Origin of the sequence: Candidatus Accumulibacter contiguus (genome assembly GCF_012940005.1) — a bacterium.
GTDB classification, from domain to species: Bacteria; Pseudomonadota; Gammaproteobacteria; order Burkholderiales; family Rhodocyclaceae; genus Accumulibacter; species Accumulibacter contiguus.
This window is the reverse complement of sequence record NZ_SPMX01000003.1, coordinates 35,890-52,639: the sequence shown is the minus strand read 5'-3', so window position 1 is coordinate 52,639 and position 16,750 is coordinate 35,890. Positions and strand designations below refer to the sequence as shown.

Below are 16,750 nucleotides of genomic sequence, written 5' to 3'. Positions count from 1 at the left end.
ACTCATCAGGATTTGTCAGTCGCTGACGCGACTTTCACGCTAATGAACCAGAGTATTTGCGACAAACTTGAGCATCTGACCGGTCGTCTCGACGAGATCGACCGCATGCTGGCCAGTGGCGAGGCGACACGCGACATGGACGAGTACCGCAAACTGTCGCGCGAGCATGCCGAACTGGGCCCGGTGGTTTCCCTGTTTCAGGCCTGGCGGCAGCTCCAGTCTGATCTGTCTGCGGGGCTCGATATGCTGGCTGATCCGGAGATGCGGGAATTGGCTGAAGCTGAAGTGGCAGGTGCCAGGGAACGCCTGCCGGAGATCGAGGCAGAACTGCAAAAACTATTGCTGCCGAAGGATGCCAAGGACGATCGCAATGTCTTTCTTGAAATTCGCGCCGGCACGGGCGGTGACGAATCAGCACTGTTTGCAGGCAATCTGTTCCGCATGTACACGCGCTATGCCGAGCGCCGGGGCTGGCAAGTGGATGTCGTTTCCGCAAGTATTTCGGACCTCGGCGGGTACCGGGAAGTCATTGCGCGCATTATCGGGAATGGCGTCTACTCCAGACTCAAGTTCGAGTCGGGTGCTCATCGCGTGCAGCGTGTTCCGGATACCGAGACGCAAGGCCGTATCCACACATCCGCCTGTACGGTGGCGGTGATGCCCGAAGCCGATGCACTGGAGGAGGTACAGATCAATCCCACCGAGATTCGCATCGATACCTATCGGGCCTCAGGGGCGGGCGGGCAGCACATCAACAAGACCGATTCGGCCGTACGCATCACTCATCTGCCGACGGGCATCGTCGTCGAATGTCAGGATGATCGGTCGCAGCACAAGAACAAGGCGCAGGCGCTGTCCGTGCTGGTGGCGCGTATCCGGGACATGCAGGAACGTGAGCAACATGCGAACATCGCGTCGGCGCGCAGGAATCTGATTGGCAGTGGTGATCGCTCGGAGCGAATTCGAACCTATAATTTCCCGCAGGGGCGAGTGACTGATCACCGCATCAACCTGACGCTGTACAAGCTGGAGGCGGTCATGGACGGCGATCTCGATGAGCTGATCGCTGCGCTGACCGCAGAGTATCAGGCTGATCAGCTGGCGATGCTCGCCGAGAGCGCATGAAGCGATCGCTCAGACCCTGATGCGTGTCTTGGGCAGTGGCCAGGGCCAATGGGCCTGCGCTGAATGCTGCGGCTGGTGACGAGCATCGGCGAGGCCTGGCGTGTGGCCAGCCAGAGCATTGATCGACTGGATGCGCGTTTGCTCGTCGAGTATGTTGCCGATTGTACGCATGTCGACCTGCTGGTACGACCGACCCGAGCCTTGTCGACCGATCAGGTGGCTCGACTCGCGGCACTCGTCAAGCGTCGTTCTGGCGGAGAGCCGCTGGCGTATCTGGTGAACTCGGCAGAATTTTACACGCTCGAGTTTCAGGTCAGCCCGGCAGTGCTGATTCCACGTCCCGAAACGGAACTGCTGGTCGAACTGGCAATCCAACGACTGCAGTCATTACCCGCACCGAGGATTGTTGATCTCGGTACGGGTTGCGGGGTACTGGCGGTGACCCTCAAGTGCCTGTACCCGGCAGCCACTGTCAGCGCGGTCGACTTGTCTTTGGCGGCGCTCGAAGTGGCCGGCCGCAACGCCGCACGGCATGCGGCGGAGGTGAGCTTTTTTGCTGGTGACTGGTACGCACCGCTCGGCGAGGCGCGTTTCGACCTGATTGTTGCCAACCCACCTTATGTTGCGTATGCAGATCCGCATCTGCAGCAGAACGGTCTGCCCTTCGAGCCGCAGATGGCGCTAAGCGATGGGGTCGCTGGCGGCGACGGTCTGGCCTGTATTCGCGCAATCATCGGCGGTGCAGCCAGACATCTGCTGCCGGATGGCTGGCTGCTGATCGAACACGGTTACAATCAGTCAGCCGATGTGCGTAATCTGTTGTGGAGTGCAGGCTTGTCCGACGTGGCTTCCTGGCTGGATCTGTCGCAGGTCGAACGAGTCAGCGGTGCTTGTCTGCGTTGACGATGGGTGGTGTCAAGCGGTACACTAATCCCGATTGTTTCTATCAACTATAGTAATGACGAGGTTTGATGATGGATGTGCAGCAACTGATCAAGGAGCAGGTCACGAATAATCCGGTGGTCCTCTACATGAAGGGGACGCCACAATTTCCGCAATGTGGTTTTTCAGCGGTCACCGTGCAGATTCTGAAAGCCTGTGGTGTTTCCGGCTTCCTCAGCGTGGATGTGCTGGAGAATGCGGAGATTCGCAACGGTATCAAGGAATATGCCAACTGGCCAACGATTCCGCAGCTTTACGTGCGCGGCGAGTTTATCGGCGGCTGCGACATCATGCGCGAGATGTATGAAGAGGGTGAGTTGCAGAAACTGTTCGAAGGGCTCGCCGATCCGCTCTGACGGATGGTCGAAGCGCGAGATGGATACTGAACGCTCGAGCTGGCAATACCTGTGGGCCGTGGTCAGTGTATCCCTGCTATCGGCTTGCGCCGGCTACAGCGGCTGGAGTCTGCAGCCAGGTGTGGCGACCTTGCCGGAAGTGATGGCGACGATGGGCGCGCCGGCACTCCGCTGGAAGAACGCTGACGGCAGCGAGCAACTGGCGTATCCGCGTGGGCCGGCAGGTGCTCAGACATTCATGGTCTTCATCGATCCCGATGGGCGGCTGCGGCAGATTGAGGCGGTACTCGACATGGAGCATTTCGCTCGCATCGAGCCGGGGAAGAGCGACCAGGAGTCGGTGCTGCGTCTGATCGGTCCACCCGTGCCGCAGTGGACCAACTACTTCAAGGCGCGCGACGAACTGGTCTGGGAGTGGCAGTTTTGCGACGCGTGGAACCAGCTTGCACGCTTCGATGTGCTATTCGATGGCACTACCGGCATCGTTCGCACGAGCTACCAAAGGCAGGCCCTGATGGGCGTCAACGGTGTGGCTCCATTTTGCGGTCACTAGTGGTCCGCTGGCTGGCGCATCTTGGGGATGCCTCAGAAGGACACCAGACGGACGTTCGACGATGTCAGGCGCGCGCTGAGGACAGCCAGAAAAGATTGGTAGAAATGCATTCGACAGGCAGCGGAAGCGTCCTGTAAAGCGCTTTCGGTAATCCTCACCAGCTTGCCATCGGTCAGAGCGACAATATCCGCGCCACGTGTCGAGTTCGCTTTGCCGATCACCGCCATCTCTCCGAAACACTCTCCGGTGGTCAGCAGATCAAGGATCATGCCGTTCTTGAGGACCTTCAGTTCACCTTCGGCGAGGAAATAGAAACAATCGCCGACGTTGCCGTCCTGAATGATCACCTCACCAGGAGAAACGCGGATCCATTGAGAAAAACGCAGCACTTCCCAAAGCTCGACATCAGAGAAATCCGCGAAGAAGGCGAACGCACGCAGGGTGTCGAATTTTTCGACATCCGCCATCTGCTCAGCGGGAACGTCCAGGCTTCGGCCGCGGCAAGTCTGCGCCAGATCGCGTGCGAACTCTGCCCAGTTAGCGTAACGGTTCTCGAGTTTCTTGCTCATCGCGCGCGCGACGATGTTGTCCAACGACAACGGAATATCCGGGCGTAGCGCCGAAGGCCGGCGCGGCTCCGAGTGGATGATCTGGTAGATCAGGTCATAACTGTTGCGGGCCTGAAATGGAAGTTGTCCGGTCAGTAACTGGTACATGACAACGCCGAGAGAATAGATGTCGGTCTGGTGATCGAGTGTGTGATCTTTCACTTGTTGCGGTGACATGTAGGCTGGCGACCCCATGCCGAGAATCAGGGTGCGATCGGGCGAGCCAATGATCGCGGCGCCGAAATCGGAGATCTTGATCTCGCCCACGTTCGGGTCTGAACCCTCGACGAGGATATTGGCTGGCTTGATGTCACGATGAATGACGCCGGCCCGGAATGCAAAATCGAGCGCTCGCGTGCATTTGAAAATGATCTCGACGATGCGCTCGAATGACAGCAGCCGACCGGCTGCACAGGCTGTCTCCAGCGTGCCGCCCGCTACATATTCCATGACGATATAACAGAGGTGATCGTCGACCACCGCGTCATAAGTCTGGACGATGTGCGGGTGCGACAGCTTGCCGACCAGTGCGGCCTCATTGAGAAAGATATGTGTGTATAGCCTGCCCCGTTTGGGATCTCTCAGAATGTCCGGAAAGGCGACCTTGACCGCGACCTCGCGCTGGCTGAAAGGGTCGTTCCCGAGGTAGACGGTAGACGTTGCGCCATGGCCGATTTCCCGGACAAGTGTGTATTTGCCGATCTTCTCCATGCCAGCAAGGTGGGGTGCCTAGCCGCGACGCGCGCGCGCGATCGCCGCCAGAACCTGTTCCGGTGCCGTGCCGCCAACGTGGCGGCGCGCCGCCAGCGACCCATCGATGCTCAGTACCGCAAACACATCGTCGCTAATCCGCGTTGAGAAGCGCTGCAGTTCTCCGAGTGAAAGCTGCGCCAGGTCGACACCGAGTTCTTCGGCGCGGCGAACGGCCAGGCCGACGGCCTCGTGGGCATCGCGGAAAGGCAGGCCCTTGCGGGTCAGGTAGTCGGCCAGGTCGGTGGCGGTGGCAAATCCCTGGCGCAAGGCATCACGCATGTTTTCCGGGTTGGTGGTGATACCGGGAATCAGTTCGACAAAGATGCGCAGGGTATCGTTGACCGTGTCGATGGTGTCGAACAGCGGCTCCTTGTCTTCCTGGTTGTCCTTGTTGTAGGCCAGAGGCTGGCCTTTCATCAGCGTCAGCAAGGCCGTCAGATGACCGTAGATGCGGCCGGTCTTGCCGCGCGCCAACTCGGGTACGTCGGGATTCCGCTTCTGGGGCATGATCGAGCTGCCGGTACAGAATCGATCAGCGAGCCTGATGAAGCCGAAACGAGGATTCATCCACAGGACCAGTTCTTCGGACAGGCGCGAGATGTGCATCATCAGCAATGCGCAGGCGGCACAGAATTCGATCGCAAAGTCGCGGTCGGAAACGGCATCGAGCGAGTTTTCGCAAACCCCGTCAAAACCCAACAAATCTGCGACGAACTGACGATCGATCGGATAGGTGGTACCGGCCAGGGCGGCCGCACCGAGGGGCAAACGGTTGGTGCGTCGGCGACAGTCGGCAAAGCGCTCGGCGTCACGTCGCACCATTTCAAAATAGGCCAGCAGGTGATGGCCGAAGGTAATCGGCTGCGCGACCTGCAGGTGGGTGAAGCCGGGCAGCGCCGTGGCCGCTTCCTTTTCAGCAAGATCGAGCAGCCTGTCCTGGAATTTGCCGAGCAGGATGACGATGTCGTCGATGGAGTCACGCAGATACAGACGAATGTCGGTGGCGACCTGATCGTTGCGTGAGCGGCCGGTATGCAGGCGCTTGCCGGCGTCGCCGACGAGAGCGGTCAGGCGCTTCTCGATGTTCAGGTGCAGGTCTTCGAGGTCAAGTGACCAGACGAAGTTGCCGGTCTCGATTTCACTCACCACCTGCGCCATACCGCGCTCGATATCGGCCAGATCGTTGGTGCTGATGATGTTCTGTCGGGCCAGCATCGTGGCGTGTGCCAGCGAGGCACGAATGTCCTGACGCCACATTCGCCAGTCGAAATCCACCGATGCCGTGTAGCGCTTGACAAGGTCGGACATCGGCTCGGAGAAACGGCCGGCCCATGTATAGAGGGAAGAATCCGATTGGCTCATAAGGTACAGGTTCCTGGGCTAAAATCACTCGTAGAACCTTGTGCAGGCGCCATTTCGAGTGATGACAAGTATAAAGCAAAACCTGGCCGGTCAGCCGTTGCCGGATTTCCGTAATGCCGGAGTCATACTGCGCATCCTGCTCGGGGTAAACCTGCTGGCACTTTTCGCGGCCTTGGTGCAGAGCGAAGGGGTTGGCGACAGTGTGCAGCGTTACAGCGAACTGGCCGTCTGGGTGCAACCCTTGCTGCTCTTCAACCTGACCCTTCTGGCACTGCTCGGGAAGCGCTTGCGGCACCCTGCCATCTGGATCGGACGGGCGCTGGTGGTGCTGCTGGCCGCCGGTTCAGCGATCCTCCTGTCCGATCTCTGGCGCTTTCTGACCTTCGACGAGGGTGGCTGGTCGCGCCTGCTGAGAGCCGGCCTGCTCGGCGGGGCGGCGGCGGCGTTGATGCTGTTCTACTTGGCCTTGCGCGCCAGCGCATTGTCGCCAGCGCTTGTCGAAGCGCGCCTGCAATCGCTGACCGCTCGCATCCGGCCGCATTTCCTGTTCAACAGTCTGAATGCCATCATCTCGCTGATTCGTCTTGATCCGAGGCGCGCCGAGACAGCGCTTGAAGAGTTGGCCGAACTCTTTCGGGCGTTCATGCGTGACCATCGGGAACTGATCCCACTGGCCGAAGAGATGGCTTTGTGTCGGCAGTATCTTGACCTCGAAAAGCTGCGTCTTGGCGAACGTCTGAACGTCGAATGGGAGGTGACTGATCTGCCGGCCAATCTCAAGGTGCCGCCGCTGATGGTGCAACCGTTGCTGGAGAATGCCGTCTATCACGGTATCGAACCTTCCGGGGAGAGCGGTACGATTCGTATTCGCATGCTGCGGCGTGGCTACGAATTGCACATCGACCTCGTCAATCCCTGCGGCGGCGATGCCGAGCATCAGCGTGGCAACCACATGGCACTGGATAACATTCGCGAACGGCTGGCACTGTACTACGATCTGGAAGCCCGTATCGAGATCGATAAAGTGCTCCTCGTAGACGGTCAGCGCGAGTATCGGGTACATATCGTTCTCCCTTGTCGCGATCACTCGCCATGATTCCCGTAGTTTCGCCCGGCGTCCTTTCCGTGATGATTGTCGATGATGAAGCGCCCGCGCGCGTGCGCTTGCGGGATCTGCTGGCTGATCTTGCACCGGTGCTGCCCAACGAACTCGTTGCCGAAGCAGAGAACGGCTTGCTCGCCCTGGCAGCGGTCGCCAGCCGACCGGTGGACGTCGCTCTGGTCGACATTCAGATGCCCAGGATGGACGGAATTGCGCTCGCGCGTCGTCTGTCGGAACTTGCACAGCCGCCGGCGGTAATCTTTGTCACTGCCTTTGATGCATACGCGGTGCAAGCCTTCGAACTCAACGTCGTGGACTATCTATTGAAACCGGTGCGGGCGCAGCGTTTGCTCGCCGCCTTACAGAAGGTTCGACCACTACGGCCGCCTACATCAAGGTCACCTGCTCCGCTGCAACCGGCGGCCCGCAGCCACCTCACCTGCCACGAACGTGGTCGTTTGCTGCTGATTCCAGTGGCCGGGATCATTTACTTCAAAGCTGACCTGAAGTACGTCACAGCGCGTACCCGTGATCGGGAATACCTACTTGACGAGTCGCTGTCTCATCTCGAACAGGAGTTTGGCGAGCAGTTTCTCCGCCTGCACCGCAGCGTTCTGGTCGCCAGGGAGGCGCTTGTCGGTTTCGAGAAGAGTGGCTCCGACGATGCCGAGACGCAGTGGCAGGCAATGCTGCGCGACATTCCTGAACGGCTTCCCGTCAGTCGCCGGCAGTGGCCGCTGGTCAAGTCCTTCGCCCATCATTTCGCTCCCTGATCGTCCACACATCCAGCGATTGGCCTCGCCAAACGGGGTTCGCAGGCATGCTAGAATCCTGCTCTTGATGTCGGCATGGTTGGCGACGAAGCTGCCTGCGCGTGTCGGCGGTACGGCTTTACATAACCGGAATCCTGCCTTGAACTCAGCAAAGCCAGTTCATTCGCATATTGTCATTGCCTCGCGTGAGTCGCGCCTTGCCCTATGGCAAGCGGAGCACGTTCGCAGTCGCCTGATGGAATTATACCCACAGAGTTGCGTCGAGATCCTCGGCATGACCACTCGCGGCGACCAGATTCTCGACCGCCCCTTGTCGGCGATCGGCGGTAAAGGGCTGTTCATCAAGGAACTCGAGGTCGCGATGCAGGAGGGCCGCGCCGACCTCGCCGTGCATTCGATGAAGGATCTGCCGATGGAAATGCCGGATGGCTTCGTCCTTGCGGCCATCTCGGCGCGTGAAAATCCTTGTGATGCCTTTGTTTCGAACCGCTTTGCCGGACTCGACGAGTTGCCGGCCAGAGCCCTGGTCGGCACCTCCAGCCTGCGTCGCGAAGCAATCCTGCGTGCCGGATATCCGCAACTCGTGATCCGTGGCCTGCGCGGCAACCTCGATACGCGGCTCAGAAAGCTCGATGCCGGTGAGTATGATGCGATCATCCTTGCTGCCGCGGGTCTGATTCGGCTGGGCCTGGCGGCGCGGATCAGGTCCCTCCTGACGCCCGAGCAGTCGCTGCCGGCACCAGGGCAAGGAGTCCTCGGAGTCGAGGTCGCGTCGGTGCGTGCCGACATCATGGCGCTGCTGGGACCGCTCAATGACCATGAGAGCGCGCACTGCGTGCGCGCCGAACGGGCTTTTTCGCGTGCCCTGGGCGGTAGCTGCCAGCTGCCGCTCGCTGCCTACGCAGTGCTCGAGAACGGTCGCCTCTGGCTGCGTGGCTTCATCGCGACGCCGGACGGCAGGCAGATGGTCGCCGGGGACCTGCACGGCGCGCCGGAAGATGACGAGTCGATCGGTCGCAGGCTCGCGCAGAGGCTGCGTGAGCAGGGGGCGGATGCCATCCTCGAGAAGCTCGCAGTCGGCCAATGACGAAGTCCTTGCGAGGCCGGACGATCGTCGTGACGCGCCCGCGCGCACAGGCGACGCGTCTGGCTGACTGGATTGCCGAGCAGGGTGGCGAGCCGGTGATCTTTCCACTGCTCGAGATTACTCCGCTTGCCGACCCTGCTCCCTTGCAGGCGGCGATCGTGCGCCTCGGAAACTATTCGCTGGCAATCTTCATCAGCCCGAATGCCGTCGATTTCAGTCTGCCGGCGATTCTTGCCAGCCAGGGGTGGCCGTCGGGTCTGCGAGCGGTGGCGATTGGCCAGAGCAGCGTCGCGCTGCTCGCCCGTTATGGGATTGGTAATGCGCTGGCACCGGTCGAGCGCTTCGATTCGGAGGCGCTGCTCGAACTTCCGGAAATGCAGCGAGTATGCGTCGCTGGCAAGCGTGTGCTGATCTTTCGCGGCAATGGTGGCCGTGGGCTGTTGGCCGATACGCTGCGTGAACGGGGCGCCGAAGTCGATGAGGTGAGTTGCTACCAGCGCTCGGCACCGGCTGACGCGGCCCCGCTGCAGGCACTATGGCGCAGAGGCCAACTCGACGCGCTGACGATTTCATCGAGCGAAGGCTTGCGTAATCTGGTCGATCTGCTCGACGCGCCGGCGCGCTCCTTGCTGCGCAGTACGCCGATGTTCGTGCCACACCAGCGTATCGCCGAACTGGCGCAGGCGCTTGCCATGCAGCGGGTGATCCTGACCGGAGCAGCCGATGCAGGGATCATCGCGGCTTTGCGCACCCATGATTGGCAGCGATCATGAACGAAGAAGCGAGGAGGTTCGATGCGGCTGGCGTCGGGATAATTTTGTAGATGGATGCTGCGGGCGGGTTAACAGTACACTACACTGTGACGATGCTGCCGACAGCATGGTGCACGAGGTTGATTTCGATCAATGTGGAATTGTGTTCTGGGAGTGATCACATGAAATACGTCAGACTTATGGGATTTTTGTTCTGTGCGCTGGCACCGATGGTCTCGTACGCGCAGGGTGAATATGTGCTCAGGCCCGAGGAAATCAACGAGCGAGCGCTGATCGATATGCTCGCTCCGGAGACGGCAGCGAGGCCAGCGAGGCCGAAATCACGCTCGATCAACGTCATGCGCGAGGAGAGTTCGCCGACAGCCAGCAAGCCGGCGGCGGCATCATTGCTGATCATTTTCGAGACCAACTCGGCAACTCTCACGCCGAAAGGCAAGCAGTCTCTGGATGTCGTGGGTCGCGCATTGAATTCGGAAAAGCTTGTCCCCTTCAGTTTCACCATCGAGGGCCATTCTGATCCGCGCGGCGGCGACGAACTCAACCTGAAGTTATCGCAGGCACGCGCCGAAAGCGTCGTTGGCTATTTGTCCGATAGCCACCAGGTCGAACGGAGCCGCCTCAAACCCGTTGGCAAGGGACCGACCGAACTGCTCAATCCAGCCCGTCCTGACGCTCCGGAAAACCGCCGTGTGACGATCAAGCGGCTCGACAAATAAAGGCAGGCAAAGCTTTTCGGGCGCCCCCCCGCGGTAGGTGGCGCCACTCAGTTCACCTCTTCGATCGCGAAGAGCGCCGCGCCATAGCTGGCAGAGCAGCGGCGACCGGCCGGGCAAACCACCTTGCCGGCAAAAGGATTGCCGGCACCGGAACGTGGCTCGCGCGCGATTCGCTCGGCCACTTTGATCGGGAACTCGGCAAAGGGATCGACCTTTTTAAGACCGGCGGCAGTGAAGTCCCGACGGTTTTCCGAAACGATGGCGACGAAACGATTGACCCCTGGCGGCCCAGCCGCAGTCATCGCCCAACCGGGCCGAGGCAGATTCAGTTCTCCGTCGCCGGCAATCCCGTTGTCGGCGTCGATGGCATTGGGAAAAAGCAGGTTGAACTGCTTGTGGTCAGTACCCACCATCAGGATGTACAGATAGCCCGGCTTGAGCGAACTCACGCGGAAGCGAAGCTTGTCCTGGTCGATCCTCACCTTTGCCTTCTCCGGCACCACTGCCACGACGTGCTCCTGGTCGCGCTGTTGATAAATCTCCTGCAGCATGTCGACCGGGTCAAACGGCTTGACGGTGCCATCTGAAGGGCTGGTCGTGCCATTCTTGCCAAGCAGAAGTTCCACCAATTGCTGCTCGGTCAGTCCCTTCTTGTCCGCCGTCTGAATATGCGCTGTCGGAGTTGCCGATGACTCGGCAGGAGCCGTGGCAGGCTTGGCAGCCGTCGCCTGCTGCGTCACCGAGGTACCTGCAGAACGCGCTTCGGTGGTAGCTGACGGAGCCAGCGCAGCGGGGGGCGCCTGCGGCGGTGTGCTGTCCGGAGTCGACCTGATGGCGTAGAACGCGCCACCGGCAATCAAAATCATCGCACCTGCCAAGCCAGTATAGAGTGCCACCTTGCTGCGTTTCTCCGTTACCGGCCCACTGCTCATCGGCGTCACGGTCTCCGGGGGCAGGCCAGGTGGCTTGCCGTTTGGCCTCTCTTTTTTTGCCAGCAGGCTACGGAACTCGGCAATCGTTTGCGGGCGATCCTCGGGTCTGACCGCCAGACCGCGATCGATGGCGTGCAGGAAGCCTTCGTTGTAACGACCAGCGGCAGCCTGCGTCAGCGGCACCATCGTATCCTTGATCGTTCGGCCGACCGACGGCGTCGGCGGCCGTCCGGTAATCGCGTTGTAAACCACGGCCGACAAGGCATAGATGTCGGTCCACGCACCCTGTTTATCATGCGACTCCTCGGCATACTGCTCCAGGGGCGCATAACCCGGCTTGAGGATCACCGTAAGCGCTTGCGTCCTGTCGCTGATCACCCGCCGGGCCGCACCGAAATCCAGCAGTACCGGGCGGCCGTCGGCCAGCAAGAGAATGTTGTCCGGGGCAATGTCGCGGTGGAAACAGTTCTCCTTGTGAAGAACTTCCAGAGCTTCGAGCAAGGGGTCGATCACGGCCCTCAGCCAGTCCTCGTCCGGCGGCCCCGGCATCTTCTGCAGGGCGTGCTTGAGGGTAACGCCCTCGTAGAACGGCATGATCATGTAGGCCGTTCCGTTGGCTTCCCAGAAGCGATACACCTTGACCAGCGAGCGATGATCGAACTGTGCCAGCATCCGCGCTTCATTGACAAAGCTTCGCAAGCCGATCGCAAAGGTTTCCGCCAGGCGAGCCGACTTGACTACGACGGTCAGGCCGTCGACTCTCGCTGCCAGGGACCAGGGCATATATTCCTTGAGCGCGACGTTACGTCCAAGCGAGTGATCGTGAGCGAGGTAGACGATCCCGAAGCCACCTATCCCGATCAGGTCGGTGATCTCGAATTCGCCGATCTTGGTACCCAGTCGCAGGGCGTTGCCGACAATGTCACCGCCCGCTGCCGCCTCAACTGCCGGAGGCGATGGCGCCGCTTGTGTGCGTACGGACCAAGTCGGATCGTAGTCTTCCGGTTCAGACATCAGGTTCCTTGTATTCGAGGCGACAACACCAAGCTTAACATTCTGCCGCAAGTTTACTTGCACGGCAAAATGATAGACGCACGATCCGTGAGGAAAGAACTAAAGAACTAGGCGAGGAAACCCTGGCTGGGTTATAATTTCTTGTTGGCCAAAAAAATGGTTTGACAGTTCTTTAATGTGGCGTCAGAATTATGGGTTGTTAGCTGGAGGGATACCCAAGTGGCCAACGGGATCAGACTGTAAATCTGACGGCTCTGCCTTCGAAGGTTCGAATCCTTCTCCCTCCACAGAAACGCCGCTGTTGGTGATGCTGTCAAATCGTTCTTCGGGCAATGCTTTTGCGGGTGTAGCTCAATGGTAGAGCTGAAGCCTTCCAAGCTTATGACGAGGGTTCGATTCCCTTCACCCGCTCCAGGTTGGCCGCAAAATTATGTTTCAAGCTTCTCGAGCGATGCCCATGTAGCTCAGCGGTAGAGCACTCCCTTGGTAAGGGAGAGGTCGACAGTTCAATTCTGTCCATGGGCACCACTGCTTGGTGCTGTAGATTATTAACTTCTAACGTCTTGGGGACCGGTAAATGGCCAAGGGAAAATTTGAGCGTACGAAGCCGCACGTCAACGTCGGCACGATTGGGCACGTCGATCACGGGAAGACCACGTTGACGGCGGCGATCACGACGATTCTGGCGAAGAAATTTGGCGGTGTTGCCAAGGCCTACGACCAGATCGACGCCGCGCCCGAGGAAAAGGCGCGCGGCATCACGATCAATACGGCGCACGTCGAGTACGAGACGTCCAAGCGTCACTATGCGCACGTGGATTGCCCGGGTCACGCCGACTACATCAAGAACATGATTACTGGTGCGGCGCAGATGGACGGCGCGATTCTGGTGGTTTCGGCGGCGGATGGCCCGATGCCGCAAACGCGCGAGCACATTTTGCTGGCGCGTCAGGTGGGTGTGCCGTACGTTGTCGTGTATCTGAACAAGTGCGACATGGTGGACGACGCCGAGTTGCTGGAGCTGGTCGACATGGAAGTGCGCGAACTGCTGTCCAAGTACGATTTTCCGGGAGACGACACGCCGATCATCCAGGGTTCGGCGCTGAAGGCGCTGGAAGGCGATACGGGGTCCGCTGGGGGGAGCAGTCGGTGATGGCGCTGGCGGATGCGCTGGATGCCTACATTCCGACGCCGCAGCGGGCGATCGACAAACCTTTCCTGTTGCCGATCGAGGACGTGTTCTCGATTTCCGGTCGGGGTACGGTGGTGACGGGCCGTGTCGAGCGGGGCGTTGTCAAGGTGGGTGAAGAAGTCGAGATTGTCGGCATCAAGCCGACGGTGAAGACGATCTGCACGGGTGTGGAGATGTTCCGCAAACTGCTCGACCAGGGTCAGGCCGGCGACAACGTGGGCGTGCTGCTGCGCGGCACCAAGCGTGACGACGTCGAGCGCGGGCAGGTGCTGGCGAAGCCGGGTTCGATCAAGCCGCACACGCATTTCACCGGAGAGGTGTACTGTCTGTCGAAGGAAGAGGGGGGGCGTCATACGCCGTTCTTCAACAACTATCGTCCGCAATTCTACTTCCGGACGACGGACGTGACCGGCGCCATCGCCATGCCGGAAGGCGTCGAGATGGTCATGCCAGGGGACAATGTCCAGATGACGGTCAAGCTGATTGCCCCGATCGCCATGGAAGAAGGCCTGCGCTTTGCGATCCGCGAAGGAGGACGTACCGTCGGCGCCGGCGTGGTGGCGAAAATCATCGAGTAGTCCGGCACATTTCTGGTGGGGCTTCGGCTCCACCGATCGCTCTTTGGAATAATAATGCAAAGCCAGAAAATCCGTATTCGCCTGAAAGCCTTCGACTATCGCTTGATCGATCAGTCTGCCCAGGAAATTGTTGAAACCGCCAAGCGCACCGGCGCCGTCGTCCGGGGTCCGGTGCCGCTGCCAACGCGCATCGAGCGTTTTGATATTCTGCGTTCCCCGCACGTTGACAAAACCTCACGCGACCAGTTCGAAATCCGCACGCATCTGCGGCTGATGGATATTATCGATCCGACCGACAAGACGGTCGATGCATTAATGAAGCTCGATCTTCCCGCCGGTGTTGACGTCGAAATTAAGTTGCAGTAAGCACCCGCTGGCGGCTATAATCGCCGCCTTTCGCCGGGCAGTCGCGTAGTGATCACTGCCCGTTTTTGTTCGCAGCGCTCGCCGGCCAATCGTAGCCGGTTAGAGGAGAATAAGCATGAGTCTAGGCCTTGTTGGGCGCAAGGTCGGCATGACGCGCATTTTTACCGACGATGGTGTGAGTGTCCCGGTAACTGTGCTCGATGTGTCGAATAATCGCGTCGCCCAGATCAAAACGCCGGAGAACGACGGCTATTCGGTCGTTCAGGTGGCTTTCGGCAAGCGTCGTTCATCGCGCGTGAATAAGCCTCTCGCGGGGCACCTTGCCAAGGCGGGTGTAGAAGCCGGTCACGTCTTGAAGGAGTTTCCCGTTCCCGCTACCGACCTCGCTGCGTTGCAGCCTGGCGACCAGATCCCGGTCAGCATCTTTGCCGTCGGCCAAAAGGTTGATGTCACCGGTCAGACCATCGGCAAGGGCTTTTCAGGTGGGATCAAGCGGCATCACTTCAAATCCCAGGGTGCTGCGCACGGCAATTCTGTCTCGCATCAGGCGCTCGGTTCAACCGGAATGGCACAGGATCCGGGTCGCGTTTTTCCGGGTAAGAAAATGGCGGGTCATCTGGGCGCTGTCAAACGTACCCAACAAAACCTAGAGGTCGTTCGTGTCGATGTGGAACGCCAGTTGCTGTTGCTCAAGGGTGCAGTTCCAGGATCCAAGGGGTCGGACGTGATTGTGCGCCCTGCAGTCAAGGCGGGGGCATAAATGGAACTCAAGTTGATCAATGAGCAAGGTCAGGAAGCGAGCCGTCTCGAAGCTTCCGATACGCTGTTCGGCCGCGAATACAATGAAGCGCTGATCCACCAGGTCTTGGTAGCCTATCAGGCGAACGGTCGCAGCGGCAACCGTGGACAAAAAGATCGCCAGGATGTCAGGCACACCACCAAGAAGCCATGGCGCCAGAAAGGTACGGGCCGCGCTCGCGCTGGCATGTCATCTTCGCCGATCTGGCGAGGTGGTGGCCGAGTCTTTCCGAGTTCACCGGACGAGAACTTCAGTCACAAGTTGAACCGCAAGATGTACCGCGCCGGGATGGCGTCAATCCTCTCGCAGCTCGTTCGCGAAGATCGCTTGGCGGTGGTCGACAGGATCACCATCGAAGCTCCGAAAACGAAGCTTTTTGCGTCCAAGATCAAGGGCATGGGCTACGATTCGGTGCTCGTGATCACGGATGTTCTCGACGAAAACGTGTTCCTGGCATCGCGCAATCTACCGAACATCCTGGTTGTCGAAGTCCAGCAAGCCGACCCGATATCGCTGGTCCAGTTCCGGAAAGTGCTGATGACCAAAGGTGCGCTCGCCAAGTTTGAGGAGATCCTGGGATGAATCAAGAACGTCTGATGCAAGTGCTGCTCGCACCACAGATCTCCGAAAAAGCCACCTTCATTGCCGACAAACACGATCAGGTGATCTTTCGTGTGTTATCCGATGCGACCAAGCCTGAAGTCAAGGGCGCTGTCGAGTTGCTGTTCAAGGTTTCCGTCAAGTCGGTACAGATCGCGAACGTCAAGGGCAAGCACAAGAAATTTGGCCGTAGGATGGGTCAGCGCAAGAACTGGAAGAAGGCCTATGTCTGTCTGCAGACGGGTCAGGAGATTAATTTCGTCGATGGAGGGGGCGTCTGATGGCACTCGTCAAAGTCAAACCGACCTCGCCGGGCCGTCGCGCCGTCATCCGGGTCGTCAATGCAGATTTGCACAAGGGCGAGCCAGTTGCCGCACTGCTCGAGCCACAATCGAAGAACGCTGGTCGGAATAACAACGGCCAGATCACGACCCGGCACCAGGGTGGTGGCCATAAGCAGCACTATCGGCTGATTGATTTCAAGCGCAACAAGGATGGCGTTCCGGCAAAGGTCGAGCGCCTTGAGTATGATCCGAACCGGACCGCAAACATTGCCTTGCTTTGTTACGCCGATGGTGAGCGCCGTTACATCATCGCGCCGAAAGGTCTGACCGTTGGTCAGCAGGTCTCCAGTGGTTCCGAAGCGCCGATCAAGGTGGGCAACACCTTGCCGATCCGTAATATTCCGGTTGGTACAACGATTCATTGCGTCGAGATGGTACCTGGCAAGGGCGCACAGTTGGCGCGATCTGCTGGTACCTCGGTACAGTTGCTGGCCCGCGAAGGTGTGCACGCGCAGCTCCGCTTGCGTTCCGGCGAGATTCGTCGAGTGCATGTCGAGTGCCGCGCGACCGTCGGTGAGGTAGGTAACGAAGAGCATAGCCTGCGTTCCATAGGCAAGGCCGGTGGCAATCGTTGGCGCGGCATTCGCCCGACAGTGCGGGGCGTCGCAATGAATCCGATCGACCACCCGCACGGTGGCGGCGAAGGCAAGACAGCAGCGGGTATGCACCCGGTCAGTCCTTGGGGTACCAAGACCAAAGGTTATCGCACCCGTCGCAACAAGCGCACGACGTCGATGATCGTGCAGCGCCGCCAAAAACGCTAAGGGATAGAGAA

17 protein-coding genes, 3 tRNA genes and 1 pseudogene are annotated in these 16,750 nt (G+C 59.6%); 18 read left to right on the top strand and 3 right to left on the bottom strand.

Annotated features, from left to right (window positions below):
* The first annotated feature begins 42 nt into the window (after nt 1-42).
* The 4 genes from prfA (at nt 43) to E4Q08_RS01125 (ending at nt 2,976) form a co-directional block, all read left to right on the top strand.
* Complete coding sequence (gene prfA, locus E4Q08_RS01140; protein WP_034914451.1) at nt 43-1,125, top strand: peptide chain release factor 1; 1,083 nt, start codon at nt 43-45, stop codon at nt 1,123-1,125.
* Between the two features lie 63 nt (nt 1,126-1,188).
* Nucleotides 1,189-2,028 (top strand): peptide chain release factor N(5)-glutamine methyltransferase, encoded by an 840-nt coding sequence (prmC, locus tag E4Q08_RS01135; RefSeq protein ID WP_034914448.1) that lies wholly within the window; start codon nt 1,189-1,191, stop codon nt 2,026-2,028.
* A gap of 71 nt (nt 2,029-2,099) precedes the next feature.
* Nucleotides 2,100-2,423: a Grx4 family monothiol glutaredoxin gene (gene grxD, locus E4Q08_RS01130; protein WP_034914457.1), complete on the top strand. Its 324-nt coding sequence runs from the start codon at nt 2,100-2,102 to the stop codon at nt 2,421-2,423.
* A gap of 19 nt (nt 2,424-2,442) precedes the next feature.
* On the top strand, nt 2,443-2,976 hold the full coding sequence (locus tag E4Q08_RS01125) for a hypothetical protein (protein WP_169069042.1): 534 nt from the start codon (nt 2,443-2,445) through the stop codon (nt 2,974-2,976).
* Nucleotides 2,977-3,008: 32 nt separating this feature from the next.
* Here E4Q08_RS01125 and E4Q08_RS01120 read toward each other — a convergent pair whose 3' ends face one another.
* Together E4Q08_RS01120 and argH are read right to left on the bottom strand one after the other, a co-directional pair.
* Nucleotides 3,009-4,295, bottom strand: coding sequence for a serine/threonine-protein kinase (locus tag E4Q08_RS01120; RefSeq protein ID WP_169069041.1), 1,287 nt, complete (start codon nt 4,293-4,295; stop codon nt 3,009-3,011).
* A gap of 18 nt (nt 4,296-4,313) precedes the next feature.
* Entirely contained in the window at nt 4,314-5,699 is a 1,386-nt protein-coding gene (gene argH / locus E4Q08_RS01115; protein ID WP_169069040.1) for an argininosuccinate lyase, read from the bottom strand.
* Nucleotides 5,700-5,760: 61 nt separating this feature from the next.
* On the opposite strand from argH, the gene E4Q08_RS01110 reads away from it, so the two are divergent.
* From E4Q08_RS01110 to E4Q08_RS01090, 5 genes are all read left to right on the top strand, one after another.
* A complete protein-coding gene (locus E4Q08_RS01110) occupies nt 5,761-6,795 on the top strand; it encodes a sensor histidine kinase (RefSeq protein WP_169069083.1) in 1,035 nt (344 codons plus the stop codon).
* A complete protein-coding gene (locus E4Q08_RS01105; protein WP_169069039.1) occupies nt 6,792-7,574 on the top strand; it encodes a LytR/AlgR family response regulator transcription factor in 783 nt (260 codons plus the stop codon). The genes E4Q08_RS01110 and E4Q08_RS01105 overlap by 4 nt, the downstream gene beginning before the upstream one ends.
* Before the next feature lie 67 nt (nt 7,575-7,641).
* Nucleotides 7,642-8,661, top strand: a complete 1,020-nt coding sequence (gene hemC, locus E4Q08_RS01100; RefSeq protein WP_169069038.1) for a hydroxymethylbilane synthase — start codon at nt 7,642-7,644, stop codon at nt 8,659-8,661.
* Nucleotides 8,658-9,434: a uroporphyrinogen-III synthase gene (locus E4Q08_RS01095; protein WP_169069037.1), complete on the top strand. Its 777-nt coding sequence runs from the start codon at nt 8,658-8,660 to the stop codon at nt 9,432-9,434. Before hemC ends, E4Q08_RS01095 begins: the two co-directional genes overlap by 4 nt.
* 50 nt (nt 9,435-9,484) lie before the next feature.
* Entirely contained in the window at nt 9,485-10,150 is a 666-nt protein-coding gene (locus E4Q08_RS01090) for an OmpA family protein (protein WP_248594616.1), read from the top strand.
* A 47-nt stretch (nt 10,151-10,197) separates the two neighbouring features.
* Here the strand turns inward: E4Q08_RS01090 and E4Q08_RS01085 are convergent, their stop codons facing one another.
* Entirely contained in the window at nt 10,198-12,096 is a 1,899-nt protein-coding gene (locus E4Q08_RS01085) for a serine/threonine-protein kinase (RefSeq protein WP_169069036.1), read from the bottom strand.
* 205 nt (nt 12,097-12,301) lie between these two features.
* Between E4Q08_RS01085 and E4Q08_RS01080 the strand changes: the two genes are divergently transcribed.
* The 9 genes and pseudogenes from E4Q08_RS01080 (at nt 12,302) to rplB (ending at nt 16,739) form a co-directional block, all read left to right on the top strand.
* Nucleotides 12,302-12,383: transfer RNA gene (locus tag E4Q08_RS01080), tRNA-Tyr, on the top strand.
* A 53-nt stretch (nt 12,384-12,436) separates the two neighbouring features.
* Nucleotides 12,437-12,510: transfer RNA gene (locus tag E4Q08_RS01075), tRNA-Gly, on the top strand.
* A 39-nt stretch (nt 12,511-12,549) separates the two neighbouring features.
* Nucleotides 12,550-12,624, top strand: a tRNA-Thr gene (locus E4Q08_RS01070).
* Between the two features lie 49 nt (nt 12,625-12,673).
* Nucleotides 12,674-13,866: pseudogene (tuf, locus tag E4Q08_RS01065) on the top strand (elongation factor Tu).
* Between the two features lie 54 nt (nt 13,867-13,920).
* Nucleotides 13,921-14,232, top strand: a complete 312-nt coding sequence (rpsJ, locus tag E4Q08_RS01060; RefSeq protein WP_169069035.1) for a 30S ribosomal protein S10 — start codon at nt 13,921-13,923, stop codon at nt 14,230-14,232.
* Nucleotides 14,233-14,347: 115 nt separating this feature from the next.
* On the top strand, nt 14,348-14,992 hold the full coding sequence (gene rplC, locus E4Q08_RS01055) for a 50S ribosomal protein L3 (RefSeq protein ID WP_169069034.1): 645 nt from the start codon (nt 14,348-14,350) through the stop codon (nt 14,990-14,992).
* A complete protein-coding gene (gene rplD / locus E4Q08_RS01050) occupies nt 14,993-15,613 on the top strand; it encodes a 50S ribosomal protein L4 (RefSeq protein WP_169069033.1) in 621 nt (206 codons plus the stop codon).
* Nucleotides 15,610-15,912, top strand: a complete 303-nt coding sequence (gene rplW / locus E4Q08_RS01045) for a 50S ribosomal protein L23 (protein ID WP_169069032.1) — start codon at nt 15,610-15,612, stop codon at nt 15,910-15,912. The genes rplD and rplW overlap by 4 nt, the downstream gene beginning before the upstream one ends.
* On the top strand, nt 15,912-16,739 hold the full coding sequence (gene rplB, locus E4Q08_RS01040) for a 50S ribosomal protein L2 (protein ID WP_169069031.1): 828 nt from the start codon (nt 15,912-15,914) through the stop codon (nt 16,737-16,739). The genes rplW and rplB overlap by 1 nt, the downstream gene beginning before the upstream one ends.
* The last annotated feature ends 11 nt before the right edge of the window (nt 16,740-16,750 follow it).

What these genes read in the sequence shown, in the direction of transcription:
- prmC (WP_034914448.1), top strand. Translation starts at nt 1,189, where the DNA reads ATGCTGCGGCTGGTGACGAGCATCGGCGAGGCCTGGCGTGTGGCCAGC.
- rplC (WP_169069034.1), top strand. Translation starts at nt 14,348, where the DNA reads ATGAGTCTAGGCCTTGTTGGGCGCAAGGTCGGCATGACGCGCATTTTT.
- E4Q08_RS01125 (WP_169069042.1), top strand. Translation starts at nt 2,443, where the DNA reads ATGGATACTGAACGCTCGAGCTGGCAATACCTGTGGGCCGTGGTCAGT.
- grxD (WP_034914457.1), top strand. Translation starts at nt 2,100, where the DNA reads ATGGATGTGCAGCAACTGATCAAGGAGCAGGTCACGAATAATCCGGTG.
- rplB (WP_169069031.1), top strand. Translation starts at nt 15,912, where the DNA reads ATGGCACTCGTCAAAGTCAAACCGACCTCGCCGGGCCGTCGCGCCGTC.
- E4Q08_RS01090 (WP_248594616.1), top strand. Translation starts at nt 9,485, where the DNA reads ATGGATGCTGCGGGCGGGTTAACAGTACACTACACTGTGACGATGCTG.
- rpsJ (WP_169069035.1), top strand. Translation starts at nt 13,921, where the DNA reads ATGCAAAGCCAGAAAATCCGTATTCGCCTGAAAGCCTTCGACTATCGC.
- hemC (WP_169069038.1), top strand. Translation starts at nt 7,642, where the DNA reads ATGTCGGCATGGTTGGCGACGAAGCTGCCTGCGCGTGTCGGCGGTACG.
- E4Q08_RS01120 (WP_169069041.1), bottom strand. Translation starts at nt 4,295, where the DNA reads ATGGAGAAGATCGGCAAATACACACTTGTCCGGGAAATCGGCCATGGC.
- rplD (WP_169069033.1), top strand. Translation starts at nt 14,993, where the DNA reads ATGGAACTCAAGTTGATCAATGAGCAAGGTCAGGAAGCGAGCCGTCTC.
- prfA (WP_034914451.1), top strand. Translation starts at nt 43, where the DNA reads ATGAACCAGAGTATTTGCGACAAACTTGAGCATCTGACCGGTCGTCTC.
- E4Q08_RS01105 (WP_169069039.1), top strand. Translation starts at nt 6,792, where the DNA reads ATGATTCCCGTAGTTTCGCCCGGCGTCCTTTCCGTGATGATTGTCGAT.
- rplW (WP_169069032.1), top strand. Translation starts at nt 15,610, where the DNA reads ATGAATCAAGAACGTCTGATGCAAGTGCTGCTCGCACCACAGATCTCC.
- E4Q08_RS01095 (WP_169069037.1), top strand. Translation starts at nt 8,658, where the DNA reads ATGACGAAGTCCTTGCGAGGCCGGACGATCGTCGTGACGCGCCCGCGC.
- argH (WP_169069040.1), bottom strand. Translation starts at nt 5,699, where the DNA reads ATGAGCCAATCGGATTCTTCCCTCTATACATGGGCCGGCCGTTTCTCC.
- E4Q08_RS01110 (WP_169069083.1), top strand. Translation starts at nt 5,761, where the DNA reads ATGACAAGTATAAAGCAAAACCTGGCCGGTCAGCCGTTGCCGGATTTC.
- E4Q08_RS01085 (WP_169069036.1), bottom strand. Translation starts at nt 12,096, where the DNA reads ATGTCTGAACCGGAAGACTACGATCCGACTTGGTCCGTACGCACACAA.